The 24,863-nt window shown below is 61.4% G+C and carries 16 protein-coding genes; 5 read left to right on the forward strand and 11 right to left on the reverse strand.

Features of this window, described 5'->3' with window-relative positions; all coding sequences use genetic code 11:
• Nucleotides 1-505 precede the first annotated feature (505 nt).
• The 3 genes from HMPREF1155_RS00970 to HMPREF1155_RS00980 form a co-directional block, all read right to left on the reverse strand.
• Nucleotides 506-1,900: a sodium-dependent transporter gene (locus HMPREF1155_RS00970; protein ID WP_009076532.1), complete on the reverse strand. Its 1,395-nt coding sequence runs from the start codon at nt 1,898-1,900 to the stop codon at nt 506-508.
• A gap of 435 nt (nt 1,901-2,335) precedes the next feature.
• Entirely contained in the window at nt 2,336-3,523 is a 1,188-nt protein-coding gene (locus tag HMPREF1155_RS00975) for a hypothetical protein (RefSeq protein ID WP_009076077.1), read from the reverse strand.
• 398 nt (nt 3,524-3,921) lie between these two features.
• Nucleotides 3,922-5,523: a LuxR C-terminal-related transcriptional regulator gene (locus tag HMPREF1155_RS00980; RefSeq protein ID WP_009076588.1), complete on the reverse strand. Its 1,602-nt coding sequence runs from the start codon at nt 5,521-5,523 to the stop codon at nt 3,922-3,924.
• A 396-nt stretch (nt 5,524-5,919) separates the two neighbouring features.
• Between HMPREF1155_RS00980 and HMPREF1155_RS00985 the strand changes: the two genes are divergently transcribed.
• Nucleotides 5,920-7,824, forward strand: coding sequence for an FAD-binding protein (locus HMPREF1155_RS00985; RefSeq protein WP_009075956.1), 1,905 nt, complete (start codon nt 5,920-5,922; stop codon nt 7,822-7,824).
• Nucleotides 7,825-8,114: 290 nt separating this feature from the next.
• On the opposite strand, the gene HMPREF1155_RS00990 is transcribed toward HMPREF1155_RS00985, so the two are convergent.
• Both HMPREF1155_RS00990 and HMPREF1155_RS09170 read right to left on the reverse strand, forming a co-directional pair.
• Nucleotides 8,115-9,221, reverse strand: a complete 1,107-nt coding sequence (locus tag HMPREF1155_RS00990; RefSeq protein ID WP_155999075.1) for a hypothetical protein — start codon at nt 9,219-9,221, stop codon at nt 8,115-8,117.
• A 300-nt stretch (nt 9,222-9,521) separates the two neighbouring features.
• Complete coding sequence (locus tag HMPREF1155_RS09170) at nt 9,522-9,956, reverse strand: LuxR C-terminal-related transcriptional regulator (RefSeq protein WP_369791712.1); 435 nt, start codon at nt 9,954-9,956, stop codon at nt 9,522-9,524.
• Between HMPREF1155_RS09170 and HMPREF1155_RS09025 the strand changes: the two genes are divergently transcribed.
• Nucleotides 9,915-10,151 (forward strand): hypothetical protein, encoded by a 237-nt coding sequence (locus tag HMPREF1155_RS09025; protein ID WP_009076619.1) that lies wholly within the window; start codon nt 9,915-9,917, stop codon nt 10,149-10,151. The two genes, HMPREF1155_RS09170 and HMPREF1155_RS09025, sit on opposite strands and share 42 nt — an antisense overlap.
• Nucleotides 10,126-10,692 carry a helix-turn-helix transcriptional regulator gene (locus HMPREF1155_RS00995; RefSeq protein ID WP_009076400.1) on the forward strand — a complete coding sequence of 189 codons (567 nt, stop codon included), beginning with the start codon at nt 10,126-10,128 and terminating at the stop codon, nt 10,690-10,692. The genes HMPREF1155_RS09025 and HMPREF1155_RS00995 overlap by 26 nt, the downstream gene beginning before the upstream one ends.
• A gap of 624 nt (nt 10,693-11,316) precedes the next feature.
• Here the strand turns inward: HMPREF1155_RS00995 and HMPREF1155_RS01005 are convergent.
• The 5 genes from HMPREF1155_RS01005 to HMPREF1155_RS01025 all read right to left on the reverse strand — a co-directional run bounded on the left by HMPREF1155_RS01005 (nt 11,317) and on the right by HMPREF1155_RS01025 (nt 19,941).
• The gene (locus tag HMPREF1155_RS01005; protein ID WP_009076139.1) at nt 11,317-12,273 is read right to left on the reverse strand and encodes a DMT family transporter; all 957 of its coding nucleotides are present in this window, start codon (nt 12,271-12,273) and stop codon (nt 11,317-11,319) included.
• A complete protein-coding gene (locus HMPREF1155_RS01010; protein WP_238319032.1) occupies nt 12,270-14,063 on the reverse strand; it encodes an NTP transferase domain-containing protein in 1,794 nt (597 codons plus the stop codon). The genes HMPREF1155_RS01005 and HMPREF1155_RS01010 overlap by 4 nt, the downstream gene beginning before the upstream one ends.
• Nucleotides 14,064-14,284: 221 nt before the next feature.
• Nucleotides 14,285-15,925 carry a L,D-transpeptidase gene (locus HMPREF1155_RS01015; RefSeq protein WP_238319034.1) on the reverse strand — a complete coding sequence of 547 codons (1,641 nt, stop codon included), beginning with the start codon at nt 15,923-15,925 and terminating at the stop codon, nt 14,285-14,287.
• An 86-nt stretch (nt 15,926-16,011) separates the two neighbouring features.
• A complete protein-coding gene (locus HMPREF1155_RS01020) occupies nt 16,012-17,793 on the reverse strand; it encodes a phosphotransferase (RefSeq protein WP_009076218.1) in 1,782 nt (593 codons plus the stop codon).
• Nucleotides 17,794-17,871: 78 nt separating this feature from the next.
• Nucleotides 17,872-19,941, reverse strand: a complete 2,070-nt coding sequence (locus HMPREF1155_RS01025; RefSeq protein ID WP_009076136.1) for an N-acetylmuramoyl-L-alanine amidase family protein — start codon at nt 19,939-19,941, stop codon at nt 17,872-17,874.
• 205 nt (nt 19,942-20,146) lie between these two features.
• Here HMPREF1155_RS01025 and HMPREF1155_RS01030 point away from each other — a divergent pair, with 205 nt between their 5' ends.
• Both HMPREF1155_RS01030 and HMPREF1155_RS01035 read left to right on the forward strand, forming a co-directional pair.
• Entirely contained in the window at nt 20,147-21,859 is a 1,713-nt protein-coding gene (locus HMPREF1155_RS01030) for an Ig-like domain-containing protein (protein WP_009076425.1), read from the forward strand.
• A gap of 93 nt (nt 21,860-21,952) precedes the next feature.
• Nucleotides 21,953-23,044 carry an acyltransferase gene (locus HMPREF1155_RS01035; RefSeq protein WP_009076104.1) on the forward strand — a complete coding sequence of 364 codons (1,092 nt, stop codon included), beginning with the start codon at nt 21,953-21,955 and terminating at the stop codon, nt 23,042-23,044.
• A gap of 4 nt (nt 23,045-23,048) precedes the next feature.
• Here the strand turns inward: HMPREF1155_RS01035 and HMPREF1155_RS01040 are convergent, their stop codons facing one another.
• The gene (locus tag HMPREF1155_RS01040) at nt 23,049-24,836 is read right to left on the reverse strand and encodes a LicD family protein (protein WP_009076568.1); all 1,788 of its coding nucleotides are present in this window, start codon (nt 24,834-24,836) and stop codon (nt 23,049-23,051) included.
• Nucleotides 24,837-24,863 lie beyond the last annotated feature (27 nt).

A 24,863-nucleotide genomic window follows, 5' to 3' on the forward strand; every position in this document is an offset into this window, starting at 1 on the left:
GCACCGTCGACAAGCAGCCTGGGCTTCGCGTCAGATCCTGAATTGATTCTAGCTGGTCGTGAGGTGGTTATAAGCTCACTCTGAGACGATTCCGGTCTTGGTTTGTTCTTGAACTGTGGATTATCGAATCGATTCCAGCTCGATCCTAAGTTTATTCCAGGCCGGCCGATACGATTCAAGTCCGATCTTGATCTTGCGCCGGATTCGGGCTTGCACCTTGTCCCGTCCTTCTATCCCAGCTTAAACCTTGACTCCCGGCATCAATTCCCAGCATCGACTTCCAGCATCGACTCCTCGCTTCGATCTTCGATTTCGGATTCGGTTCTCAAAGTTCCCATGCCCTGCATATACTTTATTACGATAGAGCACTATAGCACTGTGTACGATCGGCGCCAACGCTTTATCGCGCTAAAGCGCTCCGTCACTGATTCGACACAGGACACCAAGGGTGCTGCGGGTAGCCGGACGAATCCTGGGCTATTTCGCGCGCATCGCGCTTTCGCTCTTACGCGAGCCCCAGCCACGAACTGACGATGGGCACATATCCCATGATCAGCACGACGATGATGAGCGCAGGCAGCACCACGCGCATGTAGGTGCGCGTCCAGCGCGGGAAGCGCGGCCCATCGCCGGCATCGGCTTCTGCAAGGAAGTTTTCCCAGCCCCAACCGTTCTTCGATACGCAGAACAGCAGGAACACGAGCGATCCGAGCGGCAGGATGTTGTTGGACACGATGAAGTCCTCGACCGCCTGGATGTTCCCGATGCCCGGAACCTCGAGACCGGACCAGACATTGAAGCCGAGCGCGCACGGAAGCGAGAGGGCCGCGATGCCGATGCCGTTGATGACGACGGCGCGGCGGCGAGAGATGCCCCATTGATCCATCGTGAAGCTCATCAGGTTTTCGAAAACGGCGATGACGGTCGAGAGGGCCGCGAAGCTCATGAACACGAAGAAGAGCGCACCCCAGACCTGGCCGCCCCACATCTGGTTGAAGACGCTCGGCAGCGTGACGAACACGAGGCCGGGGCCGCTATCGGGCTGAACGCCGAACGCGAAGCAGGCCGGGAAGATGATGAGGCCGGCCATGAAGGCGACCGCGGTATCGAGTCCGGCGACGCGCAGGGCCTCGCCCGTCAGGCCGTGTTCCTTGCCGATGTAGCTGCCGAAAACCGTCATCGCGCCGATGCCGACCGACATCGTGAAGAACGCCTGGCCCATCGCCGCATAGACGGCCTGGCCGAACCCCGCTGCGCCGCCGGCGAACAGCTTGCCGAAGTCGGGCATGAGGTAGAACTCGAGGCCGGCGCCGGCGCCGTCGAGCGTGACCGCACGGATGCAGAGCGCGACGAGCATCACGAACAGGGCGCCCATCATCACCTTCGTGATGCGCTCGACGCCTTTGCGCAAGCCGGCGAAGGTGCAGGCTAGACCGAGTACAACGACGACGATCATCCAGAAGATCTGCTCGAACGGATTCGCGAGCATAGCGCCGAACACGCCGCCGACCGCATCCGCATCGGCGCCGCGGAACGACCCCGCCGCCGACTTGAAGACGTACGACAGCATCCAGCCTGCGACCGTCGTGTAGAACATCATCAGGATGTAGTTGCCCGCGAAACCGATCCATTTATAGAAGTGCCATCGGCTTCCCGCCGGCTCGAGCGCGTCGAAGCTGCGTGCGATGCTCTTCTGGCTCGCGCGGCCGACGGCGAATTCCATGACGAGGATCGGAAGCACGAACGCCACCAGGAACAGCAGATACAGGATGATGAACGCTGCGCCGCCGTACTGGCCGGTGATAGAGGGGAACCGCCAGACGTTTCCCAAGCCGATGGCGCAGCCTGCGCTGATGAGGATGAAGCCGAGCCTCGACCCGAATTTCTCACGTGCTTCCACGATCGTTCCCTTCTTATCGTTCGCCGGTCCGTCATCGCGTATGCAGCATCCGACCTCGTATGTTGTCTTTCCGCAAAGTGAAGGAGCAGTGTAGCAAACCCATCTGTCAAAAAATCAAAGCTTTGCGAAAAACCGCGCGGCTTTCGCACGGAGCTGTCAAAAAATCAAAGCTTAGAGGGTGTTTCAAAATGCTGGATCAGCTCGCTCAGTATCCCATGCATTTCCTTGCCGATAGAACACCTGGTCATTCCTATGGAGTTTGAAACGATTCTCCAACCAAGCCACAAAGCGATTTGCAAAATACCACTAAGCATTGATTTTCTGACAATGCAGACGCTTCTCAATGTCGATGCGTTTTCTCCATCGCGTGCTGCCGACGCTTTCACGACCGTCGCAACCGGCCACGCGCCACGCTTTCTGCGTCGCGATGCCCTCTTACCAACCGACCTGATTCATCAAGGCAGCGTGCAATGCATGGCGGGCGTGTTCCTGCTTAGGCGTAAGGGTCCGAAAACGCACGCCAAGAGCCCGCCGCAACTCATACGCAAACTCTTCCAGCATCGTGAGGGACGAGAACCTTCGTCTCGTGACCGTCAATACATGAATTCCCATATGCTCAAGCAAGTCCCTACGCAACGCATCGCGTTCGATTCTCTCGGCGTTCGCATGATATGAATCGCTGTCGTACTCGACCGCGACCCCGAACGAGCGCCACAGCAAGTCGCACCTAAGAAACGACCCTTCCGGGCACCGGTTCTTGCGAGAATCCCCGACGGAGCTCCGCATGTCCTTCCACAATGTCCCGTTGCCATCCTCTATGCCGCCCTGAAAACGAGGCATTGCACCATGCGCGTCTTCCCCGTGCATTCGGGAGACCGCCTGCATATTTTGGCCACGCATTCTAGGATCGCCCGAAGCGCTTTTTTGAAAAGCGTCGATGCTTCTGCCCGCATTCCCCCGAAGAACCTTGATGGAGCCATTCATTTCGGGCGCAGGGAGCCCGAACCCTCCCTTATGACGAGGAAGAACGAGCATGGCTTCGAGCGCAGTTTCGCGCGGCGATGCCGAATTGCCGACGACATAGCGCATCGCCTGAAGAGCACGGACCTTGCCGCGGACGGGAGGAAGAGAGCGGAGCCGTCTTTCGAGCGTCAGCCGCGTCACCAGAGGATCGATTGAAAATGCAATCCTCCCCTCGCGCGCGGCATAGGTCCCGCACAGCTCGTCTCCAAGCCGAATCATATCGACGAGCCCGAGAGTCTCGCCCATCTGGCAGAAGCAGAGGCTCGGCGACACTACGAACAGATCAGGCGCAATTCGGAAAAATGATCCTGGAGCGAAGTCAAGCGTGGTCGAATGCGCATGCAGCCCTCGTGGCTTGTCGTAATGCCTGCCCTGTCCAACCAGAACATCCACCGCACAACGCAGTGCGAGAGCATCTAGGACCGAAGGATCGAGAACCGATGAGATACGCGCGAGTTCCTTTCGTGTCGCGCGTGCAAACGACAAGGGTGATGTACGAACGGGAACGACGTCGCAACCTGCGGGCAGCATGAGAGAACCGTCGATGCGTAGAAGCGTCCAGAACGTCAACGCCGAGCTATGAGAGAGAATGATCGCCATGAAGCCATGTTTCCATGAAAATCTTGCCGCGAGCTAACGAAAACCCACCCATCGCCGATTGAAATTCTGTCAGCGCTCCCCCGCGCCTTTTCCAGAATCGTCTCGAATTCCTCCTACAACCCTAACGCGCAAGCGACGCCCGCATCCGACGGGAGAAGACATATTTGACGAGAACGTACGTCGCTCCTGCATATTTCTTTAGCAATCATGCGACATGGACGAGACATCAAGAGAACCGCATCGCATCTGGGCAACCCCGACCCTTTCTCCATCTTCCTCGCCGTATCAGGAGATGTCGCTCCCGAACGCCCCCAACGCACGGCCGATACATACCGCACACCAGGTGGAGCGACCTACAAGGGCGCTCCCGCCGTCCTAGGGTTCTCTATCCGGAGCCGTCATGCATCCCTCGAGGAGCAACGAAGCGCACGGGTTTCAACCAGTTCGATGAGCTGCTGCTTGGAGTGGATGGAAAGCTTCGCGTAGATGCTCTTCACGTGTGCTCGCACGGTATTTTCCGAGATCACGAGGCGTCCTGCAATATGTGCGCGCGTATTTCCCCTGGCCAGAAGCGCAAGAACCTCGCTCTCGCGCTCGGACAGCTTGTAGAACGAGGATACATCCTTGCACGCGCGGGCGAACGAGTCGCGATCGGCGACGCCCCCAGGGAGCAGGTACTCGACGGCGCGACCGCGATCTCGAGAACCCGCATCGCAAGAATCCATCGCAGAACGCATGGCCTCGGTATCGGAGCCGACGGCATCCGCCCGCCCCGAAACCCCGATCGAAGCTTCCGTCTCGACCTGTGCGCCTTCGGACACCTTTCTCCCATCCGCCACGCCAGGTATCATTGCGATTCCCAACGATACCTGGCTGCCCACCATCATGCCAAGCACCAATCGATTCGAAAGCACCAGCATGGACGACCCTGCCGCAAGCAGCCCGATCAACGCCACAACACCATATAAGCCCATGCGATCGATAAAGAATTCAAGGCCTACCGTCGCCGCCAGCATGCCTAGGCAATGACCTGACATCATGACAGCAAGTGCCACGGGAAGCGCGAGCGGAAGGCTTGCGATGCGGCTACGCGCGACCTCCATCACCAACAGTACGACGAGCACGCGAACGACCATCCAAAGAACCATCGTCAATGCGTTCCATATATCGGAGTATTCAGGCGCGATGATATTGAACAGGGTGACGACCAGAAGAACTGTCGGCGTGAGTCGCAAGAACATCATCCAATCAAGCTCGCTTCCGCGCACGACGAAAGCGATACACCCTACTATGCCTACGCCAAGCAGGCCGAATCCAACGGATTCGTTCAACGCCCTCATGGACTCCACAGTGCAGTTATCCGCCGTTGAACCTACGACAATGCCGAGCGCCGCCGAAAGGACCGCGATGCCGATGGAAGCCTTCGCGTAATCGCACGTCTGTCGCGGGCGATAGACGATCGGCCCTGCATGTTCGCCATCCTGGGCTCCGCTCATGACCAAGCATGCGACGATCAGCACGCCGAGCACGACATAGGAAACCGCCATCACGGCCTCTCCCGCATTCATGCAGGCAAGGTCGATCAAGCTCGCACCAAGAATACCTGACGCGCAGATGCGAAAGGAATCGAAGCCCGTGCGTCGAACAAGACGATCGGCCCAAGCATACGTAAGCACAGCGCTTGAGAAGCCGCTCATGATCGAGCATGCGTACACCGCCGCCATATGGGGCGATCCATGAGCAACAAGCGTTCCGGCAATGCTTCCCGCCGCCACGCCCGCAACCGCCATGCCGACGACCCAAGGAAATGTGAAGGCGCGCGCCGAATCTCGCCGATAGCTCGTGAAACAGACGATGACGAGCAAGACATACGACGCGTTGAATGCAAGCAACGGAGGTATGTCCAATCCCGCAGAACTCGGATAGAAATACCGCTCCGAAGCAGCAAGCCACACGATCAGGCAGGCAATGCCGGCGATGTTCCATGCGTCTTTCGACATTCCTCTTCCGCAAAAACGCCCTGCATGCCAAAAGGCCCGTCGGACCGGAGGCAAACGACGGGCCGATCGCCTTCGATGCTCCTCAGACGGGCACGCTCGTTGGACCGACGGGCCTCGAGACGTCTCAGGGCGCCGATCGTCGCCTTGACCGTCTTGGTCATCGTACGCCGCCATGAGGCCCCTCCTTTCACTTCGATCCTCGGCTGCGATATGCTGCTTTCCTGCCGAGCGATCGCGCCAAGCCTGGAAAGGACGCCGAATCCTTCCCGATACGTTCAATTTTATCAGGCTCTATACGAAGACTACCCGTTTCGGGTCACCCGTGCCGACGTACATTCCCATCGTTCGAAAAACGAACGCGGAGGGTACCTGAAAGAACGAAGGAGAGTGACGAACATGGGTATGGGCGTTTCACGCCGCAACTTCCTCAAGGGTGCGGCCCTTGCAGGCGTCGGCGCAACCGCTGCGACCGCACTGGCAGCATGCAGCCCCAAATCGGCAGACACGACCGCCACAGCGGAAACCGCTAACGCATCGGGCGCGACTCCCGATTCATCGACGGCGCACGGGCAGAGCTGGCTCGGGGAGGCTCCCGAAATCGCCGATGCGGACATCGTCGAAACCATAGATACCGAGCTTCTCGTCGTCGGCGGTGGACAATCCGGCGTCATCGCGGCGCGCAAGGCCGCAGAACTCGGCATGAAGGTCGTCGTCATGGAGATGCAACCTGAAGACACCTGGTCTCCCAACGGATGCGACATGGGCACGGTCAATGCCCAGGCCTATCTTGAGACGGGCGCGGAACCTCTTGACGAAATGCAGGTCATGAACGAATGGCAGCTGCGCACCTACTGCCGCTCCATGCCTTCGATCGCCAAGATGTACGCCACCCGTTCCGGCGAATGCGCCGACTACGTCCGCAGCATCGTACCTGCAGAGAAGCTCGACGCCTATTCGGTGTACTACAGCTTCCCCGACGGGCGCGACTCGGTCGCTGCGAATCACAGCGGCTACACCTCGTTTCCCGGCACCATCTCGTATCGCGATTGGAACAACGACCTCGGTGCAGGCCAGAATCAACCTGCTTTCGGCGACGTGCTCAAGTATTCCATCGAGGATTCCAAGGCGAACGGTGCGCAATGGCTCTTCGCCACGACGGCAACCGTCCTCGTCCAGAACGAGAACGGCGATGTGACCGGCTGCATCGGAAAGAACGAAAGCGGTTACGTCAAAGTCAACGCCAAGGCTGTCCTCATGGCCGCGGGCGATTTCTCCGGCAACGGCGAGATGGTCCTCGCGCTGAACGACGAGGTCCGTGAGCTCGCAGAGATCTCGGGCATCGACACCTCGGATCCGAGCGGGTTCCGCGGCATGGGACGCGACGGTTCCGGCATCAAGATGATGCTCTGGGCGGGCGCCATGATGGAGCCCGGTCCGCGCGCCGCGATGAACTTCGGTAACGGCATGGGCGTCCCCGGCGTCACCGCAGTCGGCAACTACCCGGTCTTCGGTTCGGACGGCAGGCGATTCTACAACGACGCCCAGCTGCAGTTCGGCGGCCTCGGCTTCATGGCCAGGCGCTGGCCCGGCGAGCAGATGTGCTGCATCGCCGACGGCAAGTGGGCCGAGAACATCCGCAAGCAGGGCTACGAGCACAACATGTCCTCGACCACCTGCGCACGCGAATGGGATCTGGTCACCGAGCAGCTCAACAACATGACAATGGGACCCGACGGCTTCGAGGTCTACGGATTCACCGGCTTCGGCATGAACACCTCCACGATGTATGCGGCCGAAACGCTCGATGAGCTCGCGGATATCCTCGGATACGAAGGAAAGGCGAAGCAGGGTCTGCTCGACGAAATCGCACACTATAACGAGATGTGCGCCGCCGGCAAGGATACCGATTGGGGTCGCGACGCCGACCTTATGTATGCGCTCGACACCCCGCCGTTCTTCGGCGTCTCGGGCAAGACGTCCAAGAACCGCGTCGCCTCCGGCATGGTCCAGATGTCCGGCGTCCTCGTCAACGACCGCTTCCAGGTGCGACGCTCCGACGAAACCATCATCAAGGGTCTCTACGCCTGCGGCAACGACTGCGGCGGACGCTACGCGATCCAATACCACACGCTGATGGCAGGCAATTCCCTCGGCGTGGCCAGCACTCAGGGCATGGTCGCGGGCGAACATATCGCCACCATGCTCAACGACGACCTCGCCTATGCCGACACGCAGGCCGAAGTCGTGGCGCAGCTTGCCGAAGAAGCCAAGAACCAGCCCGCGGGCGGACCGCCGATGTAGGATTGAAGATTCTTCTCTCTCTAACCCGTCGGATCCCTCGCTTCAGGACCGGCGGGTTAGAACCGATCCTCCGAACGCATGCAAAGACGGGAGTCCTCGAATTCGAGGACTCCCGTCTTTGCATAGGACTCGGCCTTTCAAGGCGGCAGACGCCGCCGGCGCGACGAGGCCGACGAATCCGCGGCAAGACCTGCGAGGAATGCCGCCCGAACCCTGCCGCACCCTTCGCGGCAGGGTTCGACGCGATGGAACCGATGCCCCCGGCATGCTGGATACGCGTTCGAGAGGCGCTAGATCAGGGCGAATGCTTCGAAGGGGCGAAGCGACCCTAACGGCGAAAGCTGAAGCGTTCCTTCCCCATCCATCGTGAACAGGCCGCTCTCAAGCAGCTCGGAGCGGTTCTCCCGCCCTTCCAAGCCGCGTAGATGGTACAGGTCTGCCCACCGCGCGCGAGCCTGAAGCGCCCCGTCATTGAGGGTCGCCACGTGCGCGGTAAGGGCTTCGGGCGAGCCCTCGGCTCTGATGTATTCGTCGATATCCACAACGTTTTCCCAGATCAATCCATTGAAGACTGAGGTAGCGGCCATGCCGAACCCCAGCTCGGACGGACTTTCGAAGCGATGCGCTTCGGCCGGCCTTTCCGCTCCCGGCCGCGCGAAGCAGCATGGCGCATAGCGGAGGAACCCATGCTCTTCGAGCCAGCCGCATGCGAATGAGAACAGGCGCGACGTCGTCGCGTCGTCGCAGGCCTTCCCGAAACTCGGCCTGACGGAAACGAGCTGGATATGCCGGGCGTGGTAATGCATCGCCGCAACGAGCGATTCGCGCAGGCTCCTCTCGCTCTGCCCATACAGCCCGACGACCAGCTGCATATCGAGCGTATGGGATCCGGCGTAATCGAGAACCATCGCGGTCTTCTGCATTTCGATATGCGCGCCCGGAAGGCCCATGAAGTCGCATTCCCTCGGATCGGAACTCAAAAAGCGCACGACATAACGGTTCACGCCGCATGCGCGCAGCACGTCAAGCTGGCTCGTGGACAGGACGCCGGGATCGATCCATGCCGCTCTGTCCGCCTCGTCCAGGCGCAGCAGGCGTGCAGCGGCGCCGAACACATCGGCGATGAGATCGGCCTCCAAGGTTCCGATCCCTCCCGGACCGATCGAAAGGCTGCGCGTCGCAAGAGCCCTTTCGCCCTCTTCGGTGAAACCTTCGAGCTCGCGCACGAGTCCTCTGATATAAGACTCCTTGGAAGATTGCCGAGTGAACGGCGAGAATGCGCCTTCGAGCCAATCGAAGCGAGCGATCGTGAACGGAATGGAAAGCGCCGCGTCGACGCCCACTGCCGCATCACAAGAATCATCTCCCGCGCCACGCACGTCGTCCCTCATATCCAAGGCTGCTCCTTTCATCCGCTCTGCACCCCGAGGCCGCAAGACATGATATTCTCCGTGAACGTTGCCGTCGCGCACGGACGCAGGCGCCACCGCGCACCGACGCCCTTCGCCATCGCGACCCCTCGCGCATCATAGCCTGCGCATGCCTACCCGAATCGGGGCATTTCGATAAAATAAATGCCTCTCGCGCACCGCGGCATCGCATGACACGCATCCCGCCCGAACGACGAAGCATTCCCCATCGAGTTCGCACAGCCCGTTTTTCCACCCAAGCAATGAAGGACTGGGTCTCCGCGAGCCCTACTTCCGCCACCAGGCGACGGCTATCTGTACGCGATCGCGCATGCCGAGTTTAGCGAGGACACGGCTCACAGTGCGTCGGACGGAGGCGGCCTCGATGGTGAGCCGCTTAGCGATTTCGACGCTGGATAGCCCTTCTGCCACAAGCGAAGCGACCTTGAGCTCGCACGGGCTGAGCGATGAGAAGCGCTCGCGACGCGATGCGGTCGAGGAGCCGGCACGGCCTGATCCGCCACCTCTCGCGTCACCCGTGGTGTGAACACGGCGTCGCCCGCGAACGCATCGCGCGCAGCTTGGGCGAGATGAAAGGCCTGCACGTCCTTGAGCAAGAAGCCCGATGCCCCCGCCGAAAGGCCGCCCAAGGCGTAGCCATTCTGGTCGTATGTGGTCAGGATGAGCACGCGCATCCCAGACCAACGCCGCGTTATCTCGCACTCGGCGTCGATACTGTCCATTGCGACCGTCTTCGGCACGCTGTTCTACACGTTGCAGTTCCCAAGCGGAACCGCCGTCGAGGCCGTCGTGGCGGTGACGATGTTCGGCGGAGAGGGCCGCACCGAGCTCTCCTTCGCCGCCGCATCGGACGCGCTCCACAATCATAGATATGTTGACCTGGGTGCTCGTCATTGAAATCGTGCGTTCGACGCATTATTCCGCGCTGCTCGTGGTCGCGACCGGCAGGCTCGCCATCCACTTCGGCATGGCGTCGGGCGAAGTCGCGGCCCTCCTCGCACGCGATCACATGACCGCGTTCTTCGTCATCTCCATCGCGGCGCTCATGCTCGCGATGGGCTATATGTTCACCGATCGGGCGACGACTTTCATCTTCGAGCCGCCTATGGCAGGTGAGATTCCCGCCATGGTCCCCGTGGCGAGCGAAGCGCCGGCTATGAACAATGGCCCTACGATTTCAAACGACGCCGTCTTATCGTCGGATGCGGATCCGCCCGAATCGCCGCTTCGCGAAATCGCGCGGCGCTACGGCCTTTCCCCGCGAGAAGCGGAGGTGCTCGAGCTTTGGGCGACAGGACACGGAGCGAAGGCCATCCAGGACAAGCTGGTCCTTTCGCCTTCCACGGTCACAACCCATGTGCGACACATCTACGAGAAATGCGACGTTCACAGCCGTGCGAAAATCATCGCGCTCATCGAGGGAGCGCGGAAGGCGTAGGCGCCGAGTGCAAGGCGTAAGGCGCATATCGCACAGCGCGGGAGCAGGCAGACGTCGTCCTGCCAGAAAATTGAAGTTTTACGAAAAAGTGCGAGCGATTCGGGTTCTATTGTCAAAATAATGGAGCTTAGTGATATCGAGACATTCCACACGTCATGCGAACCGCTCTCTTTCACATTCATGAACTCAATATATAGTGTAAATTAAATTTATACACTATATATTGAGTGGCGTACTCATTGTGCTAAAAGAAAGTCTCTGCAAAATACCACTAAACATTGATTTTTCGACATCTTCAGGAGAAAGAAGAGCACAACGGCTCCGGAAGACGACTGAAGAAGGCCGTTGCTACCGCCGGGACGGTCTCGCATAGGCTGCCGGACAGGTGGGAGGCGCAGGAGCTCAAAGGCATCCCGCCCATCAGAAGAGATGACATAGGGCAGAAGACGGACCCTAACTCCCTGCCGCACGCCATCAGGCGCGAAGGCGACCACGCGCGCTAGAAGGACGCGCCTGCTCGAACCGCTGCCGCAGGCAGAACGCAGGCGTCGCCGCTTCCACAAGGATTCGTACGAAGCGAAGCGCGCCTGCGGAAATGCGGGCGTGCCGTCCTAGCGAACCGCTCTACTCCGCGAGCTGCGCGTCCTTCTTCATGCGTCCGAACAGCTCGTTCCAGTCGCTCGCCGCAAGGACCGTTCCCACGACTATGACGACGCAGCACACGACTTGCAGCAGCGTGACCTGCGCGCCGAGAATCACCGCGCCGAAGACGACGGCCCAGGCGGAATACGAGATGTTGACCGCCATGCCGCGCGCCGCCCCGATGGTCGAGATGGCCTTGTAGTAGCACAGATACGATGTCGTGCCTGCAATCGCGGCGCCCACGATGACGAGCGTGCCCATCGAAGGCACGACGCTCGCCGTGAAGCCCCAGGCGCCGAAGGCCGGGATCACGAACAGGCCGTAGGCGAGCGCCGAGGTGGTCTCGCGGATGTGAAGGGCGGTCTCGTTGTCCACCGCGTCGTCGCGCATGCCCCAGGCGCAGATGACCGCCTCGGAACCCCAACCGACCAGGCACACGAGCGCGCCCGCCACGCCGATGATCGGATTGCCGATCGCATCGGACCCGGCTGCGGCGTATCCCATCACGCACACGCCCGCAAGCGCGGCCAGAAGCGCCACGACCTGCTTGAGCGACATCTTCTCCTTAAGGAAGAGCACCGCCATGAGAGACCCGAACGCCGGATAGAACGCCGAGATGATCGCCGTGTACCCCGCGCCGATATTGCCGATGGCGAAGACGTATCCCGACATGCCCAGAGGGCCGCCCAGAAGCGCTGCCGCCGCAACGGCCTTGCCGCTTCTCGTCTTCAGCGCGGCGAGCGTGTCCTTCAGGCGACGCTTGCCGCCCATGTAGACGAACAGCCACACGGCGCAGAACGCATCGTGCAGGAAGGCGCCGGCCAGAGACGCGAGCACCGCGGTCTCGGGGCTTCCCAGATAGGGAGCCATCGCCAAGGCTATCCCCAAGATGACCGTATCGAGGCCCCAAAGGCAGCCGCTCAAAAGCCCGTATCTCATGCTTCATCCCCTTCATACCATTCCAGCGCGCGCGCCAGATATTCCTTCGCATACGACCGGTACACGTAGCTCCATTCGCCGACGTTCTCGCCTTCGAATTCCTTGTAGATCGACCATACCGACCAGCACCAGCCCGCAAGGCCGACGAACGCCGCCACGTGGCGCTTCTCGGCGAGCGTGGGCTCATGGCCGAAATACGCCTCGAGCGCGGCGACGAACTCATCGTGCGAAAGCTTCGAGCAGACCGTGAAGGTGCCCAGGTCGTTCGCATAATCGCCCATGCCTGCGTATTCCCAGTCGATGAGATACAGGGCGTCGTCGGCGCCGACGAGGAAATTCAGCTCGAAGAAATCGTTATGCGTGACGCATGGCTCGCCGCCGTCCGCACGCGCATACGCGCGCACCTTGCGCGCACGATCGGCCATATCCCAGAACCGAGGGATGTCGATGCAACGTTTCGCCTGGATGAGCTCTATGTAGCGGCACCCCTCGTCGTAGTAGTCGAACGAGCGGGCCAGGCGCCCGTCCGCTGCATGCAGATCGCGCGCATACGCCATCGCGCGCGAAAGCTCGACGGGATCGTGCGCGTTGAGCGGACGGCAATTCGGAATGAAGCGCGAGATCTTCCAGCCGGCGTCCGGGTCCTCGTAGACGAACGTCTCGTCCAAGCCCAGATCGCGCGCCAGCATCTGCGCCTCCATCTCGGATGCGCGATCGATCAGGTCCTCGGTGCCCACGCCCGGATTGCGGTAGACGTATTCCCCGGCTCCCTCGGCACCGTCCTTCACGCGGAAATGGCACGAGAGGTTGGTGAGCCCCTCGCTCAACGGGTAGAAGTCGTATACGTCCTCGATGCCGCAGCCGAGCGTATGCGTGATATGGACCAGGGCATCGGAATCGACGTTCGTGATGAACTGAGGGTCGAAGGCGCGCAGCTCGTCGATGCTGTCGAATTCGAAGATGGTCCCAGGCGCGTACGGCACCAGACGCATGTCGAGTTCGTCCAGATGGGCGGCGAAAACGTCTTCCCAGAGCGCATCGGCGTCGTCGGGACATGCGGTCGCCTTCTCGATCAGGGGCGCGAAACGCTCCGAGAACGCCCGATCGAAATACGCCTGGCCGACCATCACCCATGCATCGCGCCCCCCTACAGCGACATCCACGATGCGGCCATCGTCGTCGATCGAGGCGCACCATTCCTCGGTCGCACCGGTCGCGCGCTGGGCGGCGTAGTATGCATGCCGCTCGTATGCATGGAAGGGATTCTCGGAGAAGTAGTTGTCGGACACGCAGACATAGGTGTTCGCAAGCAGGTCGCGGACGACATTGAGCGACGCATGGTTGTTGCGGGCGGCGAAATCGGGATTGACGACGATGCGCACGTCGTACTCATCCTCGAGATAGAAGAAATACTCCTTCATGTATCCGACGACGATGGTCACGTCGTCGATGCCGGCATCGTGCAGCTGGCGGATCTGGCGTTCGATCAGAACCTCGCCATGAACCTCGAGCACGCCCTTCGGCTTCTTGTAGGAGATGGGCGCGAATCGCGTGGAAAGCCCTGCGGCCAGAATGACGGCGTTGTCCACCTTGTACGGCGCGAGCGCATCGAGGCCGGCCTGCGTGCAATGGCCTGCCGCATCGATCAGCCCGTGCGATACGAGCGTATCGAACGTCCGGCCATCCAAGACCATAGGGTCGCCTGCGGCGGAAAGCCCGAGAACCATCCCAGGCGCAACCGCATCGACGGCGGCGGCGCGCACAACCCTGAATTCGATTTCCGAAAGCATGTATGCATCTCCCTGCATAGGCATCTGTGCCGATAATCGTTCGTGCGTAAGTATCGCATCTATGCAACGTGTGTTCAAATATTTTTAAGTAACGGTTTTTTTGAACGCTTTATGCAAAACCAACGGCTTCAGGCTGAAACCGACGGGGGCCGATGCGAGAGGGCGCCATCCGCCACGCGAACGACGCCCTCGAAGCTTCATATCGGCAGGACCCGGCGATCCTAATCCACGCGCACCGTCGATCCCGAAGGAACGTTGTCGTAGATCCATTCAGCATCGTCGATATCCAGGCGCACGCATCCGTGCGAGATGTGATAACCCAGACGTCCGTCCAGGATGCCGCCGCCCGGACGATACAGCACGGAATGGAAGAGGTAGTCGCCGTAGAACTGCGTATAGTAATAGCAGCGGTAATTGCCATGGCCGAACACGTAGCCCTTCTCGCCCACCTCGAAGGTTCCCGTCACCGTAGGGGTCGAATACGCGCCCGAGGAGCAGGGGAAGCTGCGAACCTCGTAGCGGAAACCCTTCGCACCCTTGTAGATCGTCACCCAATTGCTGTCGGTATCGACGATGATCAGGTAGTTCGTATCGCTGTAGAACGAATTGGCGTAGATGAGATCGGAATCGGTGATCCAACGGCCCGATCCGGACAGGTAGTATCCGTCGACCGTGTCGTCGGTCGCCATGCGGCCCGATCCGTACAGGTAATACCAGTCGCCGTCGTATTCCAACCAGCCTGTGTCCATGCGTCCCGAACCGCGCAGGTGGTACCAGGAGCCCTTCACCTTGATCCAACCGGTGTCCATGCGGCCCGAGGCGCGCAGGTGGTACCAGTCGCCGGAAACCTTGGTCCACCCGGTATCCATCCGACCGGACCCCCGCAGGTAATACCAGTCGCCGCCGTCCTTGATCCAGCCTGTGTCCATGCGTCCGGATCCGCGCAGGTGGTACCAGTCGCCCTTCACCTTCGTCCAGCCCGTGTCCATCCTGCCGGAGGCGCGCAGGTGGTACCAGTCGCCATCGATATGCGACCAGCCTGTGTCCATCCTGCCGGATTCACGCAGGTAATACCAGTCGCCGCCGTCCTCCAGCCAGCCGGTGCGACTGCGACCGGTCGATTCCAAGTAGTACCATGCGCCATCGGCCTCGACGTCCTTGAACCAGCCGCTCTTCGCCGATCCGTCGGCGTTGAAATAATACCAACGGTCGTTCGGCTTCGCCCAGCCGGTCCTCATGATGCCGGTCTCGTTGTCGAAGTAGTACGTCGATCCCTCGATATCGATAAGGCCCTTCTGTTCGAGATTCGTCTCGGGATCGAAATAATGGATCTCGCCGTCGACTTCCGCCTTGCCGGAAGCCTTCGTGCCGTCAGGCATCACATAGATGCGTCCGCCCTCGACATCATGCCAGCCGGGAGTAGACGGATCACCCTCCGGGGCCGCAGGGGCCGCGTCCGGGAAACCGGAACCCTCGCCAGGCGCAGGAGCCGCGGAAGCATCGGCGGCAGGCGTTTCGGAAGGCGCAGGCGCAGGAGATGCGTCAACGCCAGGGGTATCGCCCGTCGGCGAAGAAGCGTCTTCGGCAACGCCGGGCGCCGCAGCATCCGCCGAGCCGTCCGCCGTGCCCGAAACGCCGTCGGAACCCGCGTCCGCCGCGTCGCCGTTAGGCGAGGCAGCGAGGGCAGACGAAGGAGCGCCGCTGGCCGGAAGGGCCGCATCGTCGGCATAGGCGTATGCGGGAGAACCGAAGACGCAGGTCGAACCAAGAGCCGCAGCCGCTGCGGCAAGCGCGGCGGACATCAGGCAGAACCGGCCGACGCGAGAAAACGCCGCCACGTGACGAGTCCGAAGATCATTCATGAAAACCACCTGAAATAGAAAGAAACACCCTTGTGCGCAGAATACCATTCCATCAAGGAGGTGCGGCCATGAAGGTCGCGAGCGTCTCAAGCCTCGTCCAGAATGGCGATGAATTCCTCGGCGCGCCGTCCGTACGCCTTCGCGAATCTATACCAGGAATGCAGGGGCTCATCGACCGACTTGCCCATCATGTCCTGATACACGGCGCGCACGAAGCGGTCGAAGCTCACGAGCGACAGGCAGGCGACGTAGCGTGCAAGGGCAAGAGGCTCGGGCGCATGCCCCGCATACGATTCGAACGCGGCGATGGCATCGTCGAAGGAATAATCGGCGCAGCAGCAGGCGAATGTTGCCGGATCGACTTCAGGCCAGGTCATGCCGGCGCGCTCCCAATCGATGACGCACAGTCCCTCGTTGCCGAGAATCAGGTTGTCAGCGCAGAAATCGCCGTGGGACAGCACGATGCCGCTCTCGGTCCTCGCAAGGAACGCATGGAGGCGGCGGGCCTGTTCGTGCATCTCGGGGAAATCCCTAAACGAGATGCGCCGATCGGCGGACAGGGCTTCGAGATAGCTCTCGGCGTCCTTGAGCGGATCGGCAGAACGTTCGACGACCGCCCCCGACGCATGCAGCGTGCGCGCCGCCGCCATGGCGGCATCCACGTGCGCGGCGTTCCTTCCGTCGAACGGCTCGCATGCGGCGATGAAACGCGAGAGCTTCCATCCGTCGGTCACGTCCTCGAAGATGAACGATCGATCGAGGCCCAGCTCATACGCGATGGATTCCGCCGCGACCTCGGCGCTGCGGCGTATGAAGGCATCCGACCCGACGCCGGGATGACGGTACGCGTAACGCCGGCCCTTCACCTCGAAGGCGAATGAAAGGTTCGTCAGACCCTGCTTAAGGGGCACGATGCCGTGGATGTCCGATCGTGCGCAGCCGAGCATGCGGCACACATGGTCCATGATGGCCGAATCCACGTTGTCTATGAAGTCCGAGTCGAATTCCTGCAAGTCGGCAAGAGAGTCGAATTCCCAGATCACGCCATCTTCATAGGGATGCATGACCATAGGAAGCTCGTCGATGTGGGCCGCGTAGATCTCTTCCCAGAGGCGCGGGGCGCATGCGGGATCGTCGTACTCGGCATCGAGGATGCGCCCGAAGGCTTGGGAGAACGCACGGTCCCAATAGACATGGCCGAGCATGATCCAAGAATCGCGCCCGCCGACCTCGACGCCCGAGATCAAGCGCTCCTTGCCTTTGGTGACCAGGCACCACTCCTCGGTCGGGCCGCTCGCGAACGTCGCCGAATAGTAGGCGCGGAAGACGTATGGTTCGAAGGGGTTTTCGGTGAAATAGTCGTCCGACGAGCAGATGTAGGTGTTGCCGAGCAGGTGCTGCACGCAGCGGATCGTCGAGTTGTTGTTGCGCGTGGCGTATTCGTGGTTGATGACGATGCGCACACCGAACAGGTCTTCAAGGTAGAAGAATTCTTCTTTCTTATAGCCGACGACGACGGTTATGTCGTCGATGCCGGCCTCGCGCAGCTGGCGGATCTGACGTTCGATCAGCACCTCTCCGCGCACGCGCAGAACGCCCTTGGGCTTTTCATAGGAGATGGGCGCGAAGCGCGACGACAGGCCCGCCGCCATGATGACGGCGTTGTCGACCTTGAACGGCGCGAGCGCGTCAAGAGCTGCATCGGTCGGCGCAAGAGAATCGTCGACCAGCCCGAATGCTCTGAGCGCCTTGATCGTGGCATTCGCCGTGCCGAGCGACAGCCCCGATGCCGCGGCCACCGCGCGCTGCGTGCGCGCGCCCTTCGCATAGATGGCGTAGAGCGCCTCGAATTCGTATGAGCCAAGCATGCGCGCGTCCGTTCTGTATCGGCGGGAAAACGTAGGTGCCATTATACGCCGTGCATGCACCCGGGCCGAAGACCGGGATTATGCCGCAGGCTGCGCATCCGACAGGCTCGCGGCCGCCTCGTCGCGCACAGCCGTGCTGCCATCCGGTCCTGCAGGCCCGACCGACGCAGCCTCGACATCGGAATCGATGGCAGCGCCCTGGTCGCCCGTCGCATCCCCTATCTCCTCCATCTCCGCCGCTTCCGTCGCGTCGACCGCACGGACCTGCGCGCCCGATGCGTCATCCGCATCGTCCGGCACGTCCATCATCAATGCGTGGGGCGCGGCGTTCGCGGAATCGGGTTCCTGCAGCACGCCGCTGCTCTCGAAGGTGTAGGTGACGCCGTCGATGACCTGGGTGCCCGTGAGCATCGCACCGCTCTTGTCGAAGTAGAACGTGCGCTCCTTGCCGTCGTAGACGATCTTTTGCCAGCCGGTGAGCATGCGGCCGCCCCCGTCGCCCGGCATGAAGTAGAACCAGCGCATCGAGCCGTCGTGCTCGATTTTCTGCCACCCGGTGAGCATCTTGCCGTCATCGTCGAAGCGATACCAGTTCACGTACGGTTTCTGCCAGCCGGTCAGGCGATGCCCGTCATCGTCGAACAGATACCAGGATCCGTCGATCCTCTGCCAGCCGGTGGCCATCGCGCCGTCCGCGCCGAGATAGTAGGTGTTCACGCCGCCGAAATACCAGCCGCGCACGAGCGCTCCGCTGCCTTCGAGCAGATAGTATGAGCCGTCGATCTTCTGCCAGCCGGTGAGCATGACGCCGCTTCCCGCCAGATAGTAGCGCTCGCCGTCCGCATCCTGCCAGCCGGTGCGCATGCGATGGTCGTCGCCGAAGAGGAACCATGAGGCAGTTCCGCCGTAGTCGAGCTTCTCCCAACCCGCATACGCGACGCCGCTGCCGGAAAACGCGTACCAGGAACCGCCGATCTTCTGCCAGCCGGTGAGCATGACGCCGTCGTCGGTGAAGTAGAAGTCGCGATCCGATCCGTCGTAGGGAATCGTCCGCCAACCCGTGAGCATCTGTCCGCCGGAGTTGCCGGTGCGGAAGTAGAACCAGCTCATCGTGCCGTCGTAGCGGATCTTCCGCCAGCCCTGCACCATCGCGCCCGACGAATCGAGGTAATACCAGGCCCGCTCCGGCTTCTGCCAGCCGGTGAGCATATGGCAGCCGTCGTCGAACAGATACCAGGAGCCGCCGATCTTCTTCCACGTGTCTTGGACGGCATATCCGTCCTTATCGAAGTAGTACCAGGAGCCGTCGATCTCTTCCCATTCGCTCGTGAGCGGCTTGCCTTTCACCACGAACGTCCACCCTCCGGCTTTTTGGATCCACTGACCCAGATAGCCGAGGCAGTCGGCGAGCTCCTTCTTGTAGCGGTTCTGCCAGCCCTGATGATACTGAGGTTGAGACGGATACCGCGCCGCCACATTGTCGACGACCGCGTTGCAGGCCGCGCGTGCGAACTGGCGATCGGACATGCCGGCGCTCAGACCCGCCTTGTCGAAGAAATACAGGCAGCCTGTCTGGCCGAAGAGGTTGCACATGCCCCAGCAGAGGCCTTTGATGCAGTCGGAACGCTCGGAAAGATCGATCCCGTACCGCGACTTCATGATCCTCTGCACGGGCCGGTAGTACTGCTGATATGCCCAGGCGTCCTGATAGCCGGCGAAAAGCTCCGGATCGCTCTTATACGCGGCCTTCCACGCCGCGTTGAGGGTCACGCCGAACGATGTGAAATGCACGTAGCCATCATCATCCGTGTAGACGACGTCTTTGTTCTTGAAATCCCCGCTCGAATACTCCAAGGCCTTTCCCAGCGCCTTGAAGATATGCGGATGGTCGTCATAGCACGTCTGCATGAAATCGCGCAGGCCGTACCGACGATCGAACTGGTAGTAGCCCATCGCGTTGTAGTCGTCGCCCGAGCTGAAGGTCTGCGCGTAATTCTGGGAGCTCTCGTACTTCGCGAAGTACTTCATCTCATCGGACAACGACATGGGCTCAAGAGCGCAGGCGGGCTTCGGCGCCATTCCCCCGATGCACAGCGCGACGCAGCATGCGCACACCAGGGCGAGGAGGACCTTGGTCAAAGCGTTCATATCAAACCTTCCCGACGCGCAGGCTGCGTTTACGGAGGGATGCCGAGGAAGTGCCGTCGGCGTTGCGCGTCGTGCAGCATTCGCGATTCGCACCGCGTCCTTGTTTGCTGCATAATGTGAGACTACCTGCCGTAACGTGTATAGACGAGACCCTTCGGTCCTGTTTTCGCCTAAAAAGTGCAACATCTCCTCAAGAAAGGCCGCCATGACCGTGCCATCCGCCCCGAAACAGGCCTCACGCCCCGCAATCGCCCTCATCGCAGCCGCAATCGCTGCGCTTCTGGCCATGTCTTTCCTTGCGCTCGCGCACCCCGCCTTCCTTGCGCGCCCCGCCTTCGCCGACGACGCGGGTGCAGATGACGCCTTGGCCGCCGACGCGAATCAAGGCGATGCTTTCGCGGCGGCCTCGATGCCATCCGATCGAGAATCGGACGATCCTGTCGATGAAGCCGCCACGGGCGCCGTCGCTCGCGACGAGGAGGGATCGACGATCGCGGACAATGGGGACGGCGCCGCAGCCGCAGGCTTCTCGCTCGATGCGGCAGAGCTCGCATTCGCGAACGCAGGCGAAACGCACCGGCTTGCCGCGATCGACGCATCGGGCTCCGTGACCTGGACAAGCTCGTCGGATGCCGTGGCGACCGTATCGCCCGAAGGCGTCGTGACGGCGACGGGGTTCGGCACCTGCGCGATCACCGCAACGGACGAAACGGGCGCGGTCGCGACATGCGCGGTATCGGCATCGCAGCTCGTCTACGACGAGCTCGACCGACCCCATTACCTCAACCCCGACGGTTCGAAGGCGGTCGGGTTGCAGAAGGTCGGAGCGGCGATCTTCTTCTTCGACGGAAACGGCGATCCTCGGACCGGATGGATCGACCACGAAGGCGTCTGGTACCTGTTCGACAGCAAGACGGGCGCCGCGGCGCAGGGATGGCGGCGTGCCTCCTACAACGGCGACGATCCCTCGTGGTACCTCTTCGACGATGAGGGCCGCATGCTCACCGGCTGGCAGAAGGTCGGAAGCGCATCGTACTGCCTGGGCGAATCCGGACGCATGCGGACCGGCTGGATCAAAGACGGAGGCTTCTGGCATCATCTCTCATCGTCCGGCGCGGCCGATACGGGCTGGGCGCGCCTTGCATGGAACGGCACGATGTCCTGGTACCTTTTCGATGACGAAGGCCGTATGCGCACCGGCTGGCAGAAAGATAGCGGAAAATGGTACCTGCTCGCCGAATCCGGCCGCATGCTCAAGGGCTGGCAGAAAGACGACGGCTCCTGGTTCCGCCTAGCCGATGCCGGCGGCGCCATGGAGACGGGTTGGGTCGAAGACGAGGGATATTGGTACCACCTGCGCGCCTCCGGCAGGATGGACACCGGCTGGACGAAACTGAGCGGCACCTGGTACCACCTGCGCGATTCAGGCCGCATGGACACGGGATGGGTGAAGACCGGCGGCGTCTGGTACTGCCTCATGCCGAACGGCGCCCTTCCCACCCTCGACGGCGTGCAGGACGGCACGCTCACCAAGCGGCAGAGAGCCATGGTGGCATCCTGCTACACCGTTCCTTCTCCCGGCGGCAACCTCTGCTCGGAGTGGGTCGATCGGGTCTATCGCGACGCGACGGGGACGTCGTACGTCTATCCCGGCGATGCGTGCAATATGTACTGGGACTTCTGCAATTCCAAGGACCCGGCCGACCTCAAGGTCGGCATGGAGGTCGCCACATCCTCCCATCCGCACACCTGGGCCGGATCCATCTGGGGACACATCGGCATCTACATCGGCAACGGGCGCGTCATGGACAACGTCGGCTATATCCGCACGGTCGATCTGGGATCCTGGGTCTGGTGGTATGGGCAGACCCATGCGGTCTACTGGGGCTGGGACGAAAACGACGACCTATCGAAATAAGCGCCCGCCTGCCGATGCGGTCGTACGACGTAAGCCGTGGGCGTATAATCCATGCAACTTTCCCATCCATCACGCCGCAAGGAGAATCCGCCCTTGAAGCCCTTCAGGCTCGATATCGTGAGCACCTATCGCGCGCCTCTGTACGGGTTCGCGATACTCTGGATCGTCATCTATCATGCGACGATCGATAACGTCGACTTCTCGTTCGGCATCGAGCAGCTTCTCTGGTTCAAGGGCATCATGGAGCTCGGCAACGCCGGCGTCGACATCTTCCTCTTCCTTTCGGGCGTGTGCCTCTTCTTCTCGTATGCGAAGAAACCGACGCTGCATGACTTCATGAAGAAAAGGGCGGTGCGCCTCATCGTGCCTCTCGTCGTCATCGATTACGGGTACTGGATCATCCGCTGCCTTGTGCAGGATCCCGACCTTGGCACGGCGATGGCGCACTTCGTCTTGAAGGCCACGACGCTGGAGTTCTGGTTCACAGGCGTCGCCTCCGTCTGGTTCGTCTCGCTCCTCATCCCCCTGTATGCATGCTATCCGCTCATCCATGCGTTCCTCTTCGAATCGCCGCGCGGGAACGCGGCGGTCAGGCTCGTCGTCCTCGAAGCGCTCATCATCGCGGTCGATCTCTCCCTGTGGGCATACGTCCCCGATTTCTACTACATGATCGAAATCGCCATCGGACGCATCCCCGTGTTCGTCTTCGGCTGCTTCGCGGGAAAGTACGTCTACGAACGCCGCACCTTGGGCTGGTGGACCTGGATCATCGTCGCGGCGCTGGCCGTGACCTTCGTATCCCTCAAGCCCACCGATCTCATCGTTGTTCCTTGGAACCGCTTGTTCCAGGCCCTCGGCGGCATTTCCCTCAGCTATGCGATCTGCGGCGTCTTCGCGATCTTCGACAGACCGGGCGTGCCCGAGAAGCCTGCGGCGATGCGGTTCCTATCGTTCGTCGGCGGGTTCTCGCTGGAGCTCTACCTCACGCATATCGCGCTGAACCAGATCTACTCCTTCACGCCCCTCTACATGGAAGGCGCGCTTCTTCCCTACCTCGTCGTGGCCGCCGCGGCCGTTTTCGCTGCATGGGGCGCGCGGGAATACGCTATCGAACCCGTCTCGAAACGGATGCTATCCAAAGAAGACGGGGCGCATCGCGACCGAGCGCCCCGCAGGCGCCCGTAGACGTCTATTCGTCGGCTTCCTCGGCGGCGAGCTCTTCGGCCTCGCGGCCGCCGCCCACGCCCTCTTCGTCGGACCAGAGCAGCAGGTCATGGCCGGCACGCTGATGCGGATACGGCAGCACCATGAAGTTGCCGTACTGCATGCGCAGGAAGACCTCGGGGTTGTTCGGCAGCATGATGTCGAGCCCGTCGAAGCTCACGCGCTGCGCGGGATACAGGTCGGACACCTTCGCCATCGTATACGACGGAACGAAGCAGGCGACGTACTGCAGGCCCTCTTCGATCGCCTGGTCGTTGTAGGTTTCGGCCACCTCGTCGAAATGGCGCTGCGTCTCATCCAGCGACAACGACCAGTAATGGTGCGCCAGCAGACGCCCGTTGATCTGCGAGATGAGCCAGTCGATGTTCTTCTTCGCGCCGACGCTTGCCGACTGAGCCTTCGGATATTGGCGGTTCACGATGCGGTTATGCGCCCGCGCCGCCGCCTTGACCTGCCCGCGGAACGCGCGCTGCTCGGACGGGTCGTTCGGGATGTAGTCGAACGGGAACACGTCCACGCAGATGCCCTTATGGAAATCGCGGAATTTGTTGTAGTCGGTGATGTAGGTGGTGCCGTTCATCCTGACCTTCGAGAACAGGTACGGGATGTTCGGATCGGTCTCGCGCGTCTGCAGGAAGAAGCGTTCGCCGTCGAGCAGCGCGCCCGCCTCGGCCTTGAAGCGTTCGTAGTCGGCACGCATCATACCGATGTCGATATCGTCGTCCCACGGGATGAAACCGCCGTGACGCACGTAGCCGAGCATCGTGCCGCCGCATGCGAAGTACTGGATGCCGAGCTTCTGGCAGATGCGGTCGATCTCGGCGACGATCTCCTTCGCGTCCTCCTGAAGGCGGCGCAGCTCGGGGGTCGTCTCGATAATCGGCTCCTTCGCCCAGATATCGGGACGAATCGGGCAGTAGATCTGGATGCCTGCGAACGGAAGGCGCTGCATCTCACCGAAATCGGTGATGGGAACCGTGACGGAGCGCCATCCCGCGACGCGCGTGACGTTGCTCATGCCCCGCCCCGCGTACTTGCGCGCGCGATGATGCATGAGCCATGAGGCGAACCGAAGCGGCAGGAACCGATAACGCAGACGCGCACCATGCTGGAAGCGCGTCACGCCCTCGTCGTCGATCATGAGCTCGCGCGCGTTCATGGCACGCTTCATGATGGTGTTGCGCCTCTTCATCTGGCGGAAGAACTTCTTGCGCGTGAAGAAGTCGTCGGGCACCTCTTCGAAGACGGGCAGCTCGAACGATCCGCGCACCTGCATCGGCAGGGACGACCCGTCGAACACGACCTTCCCATCGTAGAGGACCGGAGTCGGTTCGAGCGCGGTCACGCGCGGGTAGATGGCATCGATGTCCCGGTAGCGCTTCTTGGCAAACGTCGTATCGAAGCGCCAGCCCAGCTCCTCGACCTCTTCGTCGGTCAAACGGCGGCAGGCGCCGACCAGCCGGTCGTAATCCGCGCGCAGGATGCCGAGCTCGAGCTCGGCGTCGCCCGGCAGGAAGTCGGCATACGACACCACGCCGCGCAGCGTCTTGCCGTAGGCGAAGTACTTGATGCCATGCAGGCGGCAGAAGGCGTCGAACTTCACCAGAAGCTCGACGTTCGCCGCGCGCGTGGCGGAAAGGACCTGCGCCGCGCGCAGGTCCTCGTAGGTCTTGATGTCGTAGTAGGACTCTCCGAACGCCTGCTTGATGAAATCGATGTCTTCAGACGTCCGGAGCGTTGAGATGTCCGCCATAGCGTGCGTTCCCCCTTGAAGCACTCG

Origin of the sequence: Slackia sp. CM382 (assembly GCF_000293015.1) — a bacterium.
GTDB classification, from domain to species: domain Bacteria; phylum Actinomycetota; class Coriobacteriia; order Coriobacteriales; family Eggerthellaceae; genus Slackia; species Slackia exigua.

Bases quoted from the DNA above. Each gene is read 5' to 3' on its own strand.
- HMPREF1155_RS09025 (WP_009076619.1), top strand. From the start codon at position 9,915: ATGAGCACGCGCATCCCAGACCAACGCCGCGTTATCTCGCACTCGGCG.
- HMPREF1155_RS01030 (WP_009076425.1), top strand. From the start codon at position 20,147: ATGACCGTGCCATCCGCCCCGAAACAGGCCTCACGCCCCGCAATCGCC.
- HMPREF1155_RS00995 (WP_009076400.1), top strand. From the start codon at position 10,126: ATGTTGACCTGGGTGCTCGTCATTGAAATCGTGCGTTCGACGCATTAT.
- HMPREF1155_RS00985 (WP_009075956.1), top strand. From the start codon at position 5,920: ATGGGTATGGGCGTTTCACGCCGCAACTTCCTCAAGGGTGCGGCCCTT.
- HMPREF1155_RS01015 (WP_238319034.1), bottom strand. From the start codon at position 15,925: ATGAATGATCTTCGGACTCGTCACGTGGCGGCGTTTTCTCGCGTCGGC.
- HMPREF1155_RS01020 (WP_009076218.1), bottom strand. From the start codon at position 17,793: ATGCTTGGCTCATACGAATTCGAGGCGCTCTACGCCATCTATGCGAAG.
- HMPREF1155_RS01040 (WP_009076568.1), bottom strand. From the start codon at position 24,836: ATGGCGGACATCTCAACGCTCCGGACGTCTGAAGACATCGATTTCATC.
- HMPREF1155_RS01025 (WP_009076136.1), bottom strand. From the start codon at position 19,941: ATGAACGCTTTGACCAAGGTCCTCCTCGCCCTGGTGTGCGCATGCTGC.
- HMPREF1155_RS01005 (WP_009076139.1), bottom strand. From the start codon at position 12,273: ATGAGATACGGGCTTTTGAGCGGCTGCCTTTGGGGCCTCGATACGGTC.
- HMPREF1155_RS00975 (WP_009076077.1), bottom strand. From the start codon at position 3,523: ATGGCGATCATTCTCTCTCATAGCTCGGCGTTGACGTTCTGGACGCTT.
- HMPREF1155_RS01010 (WP_238319032.1), bottom strand. From the start codon at position 14,063: ATGCTTTCGGAAATCGAATTCAGGGTTGTGCGCGCCGCCGCCGTCGAT.
- HMPREF1155_RS00980 (WP_009076588.1), bottom strand. From the start codon at position 5,523: ATGTCGAAAGACGCATGGAACATCGCCGGCATTGCCTGCCTGATCGTG.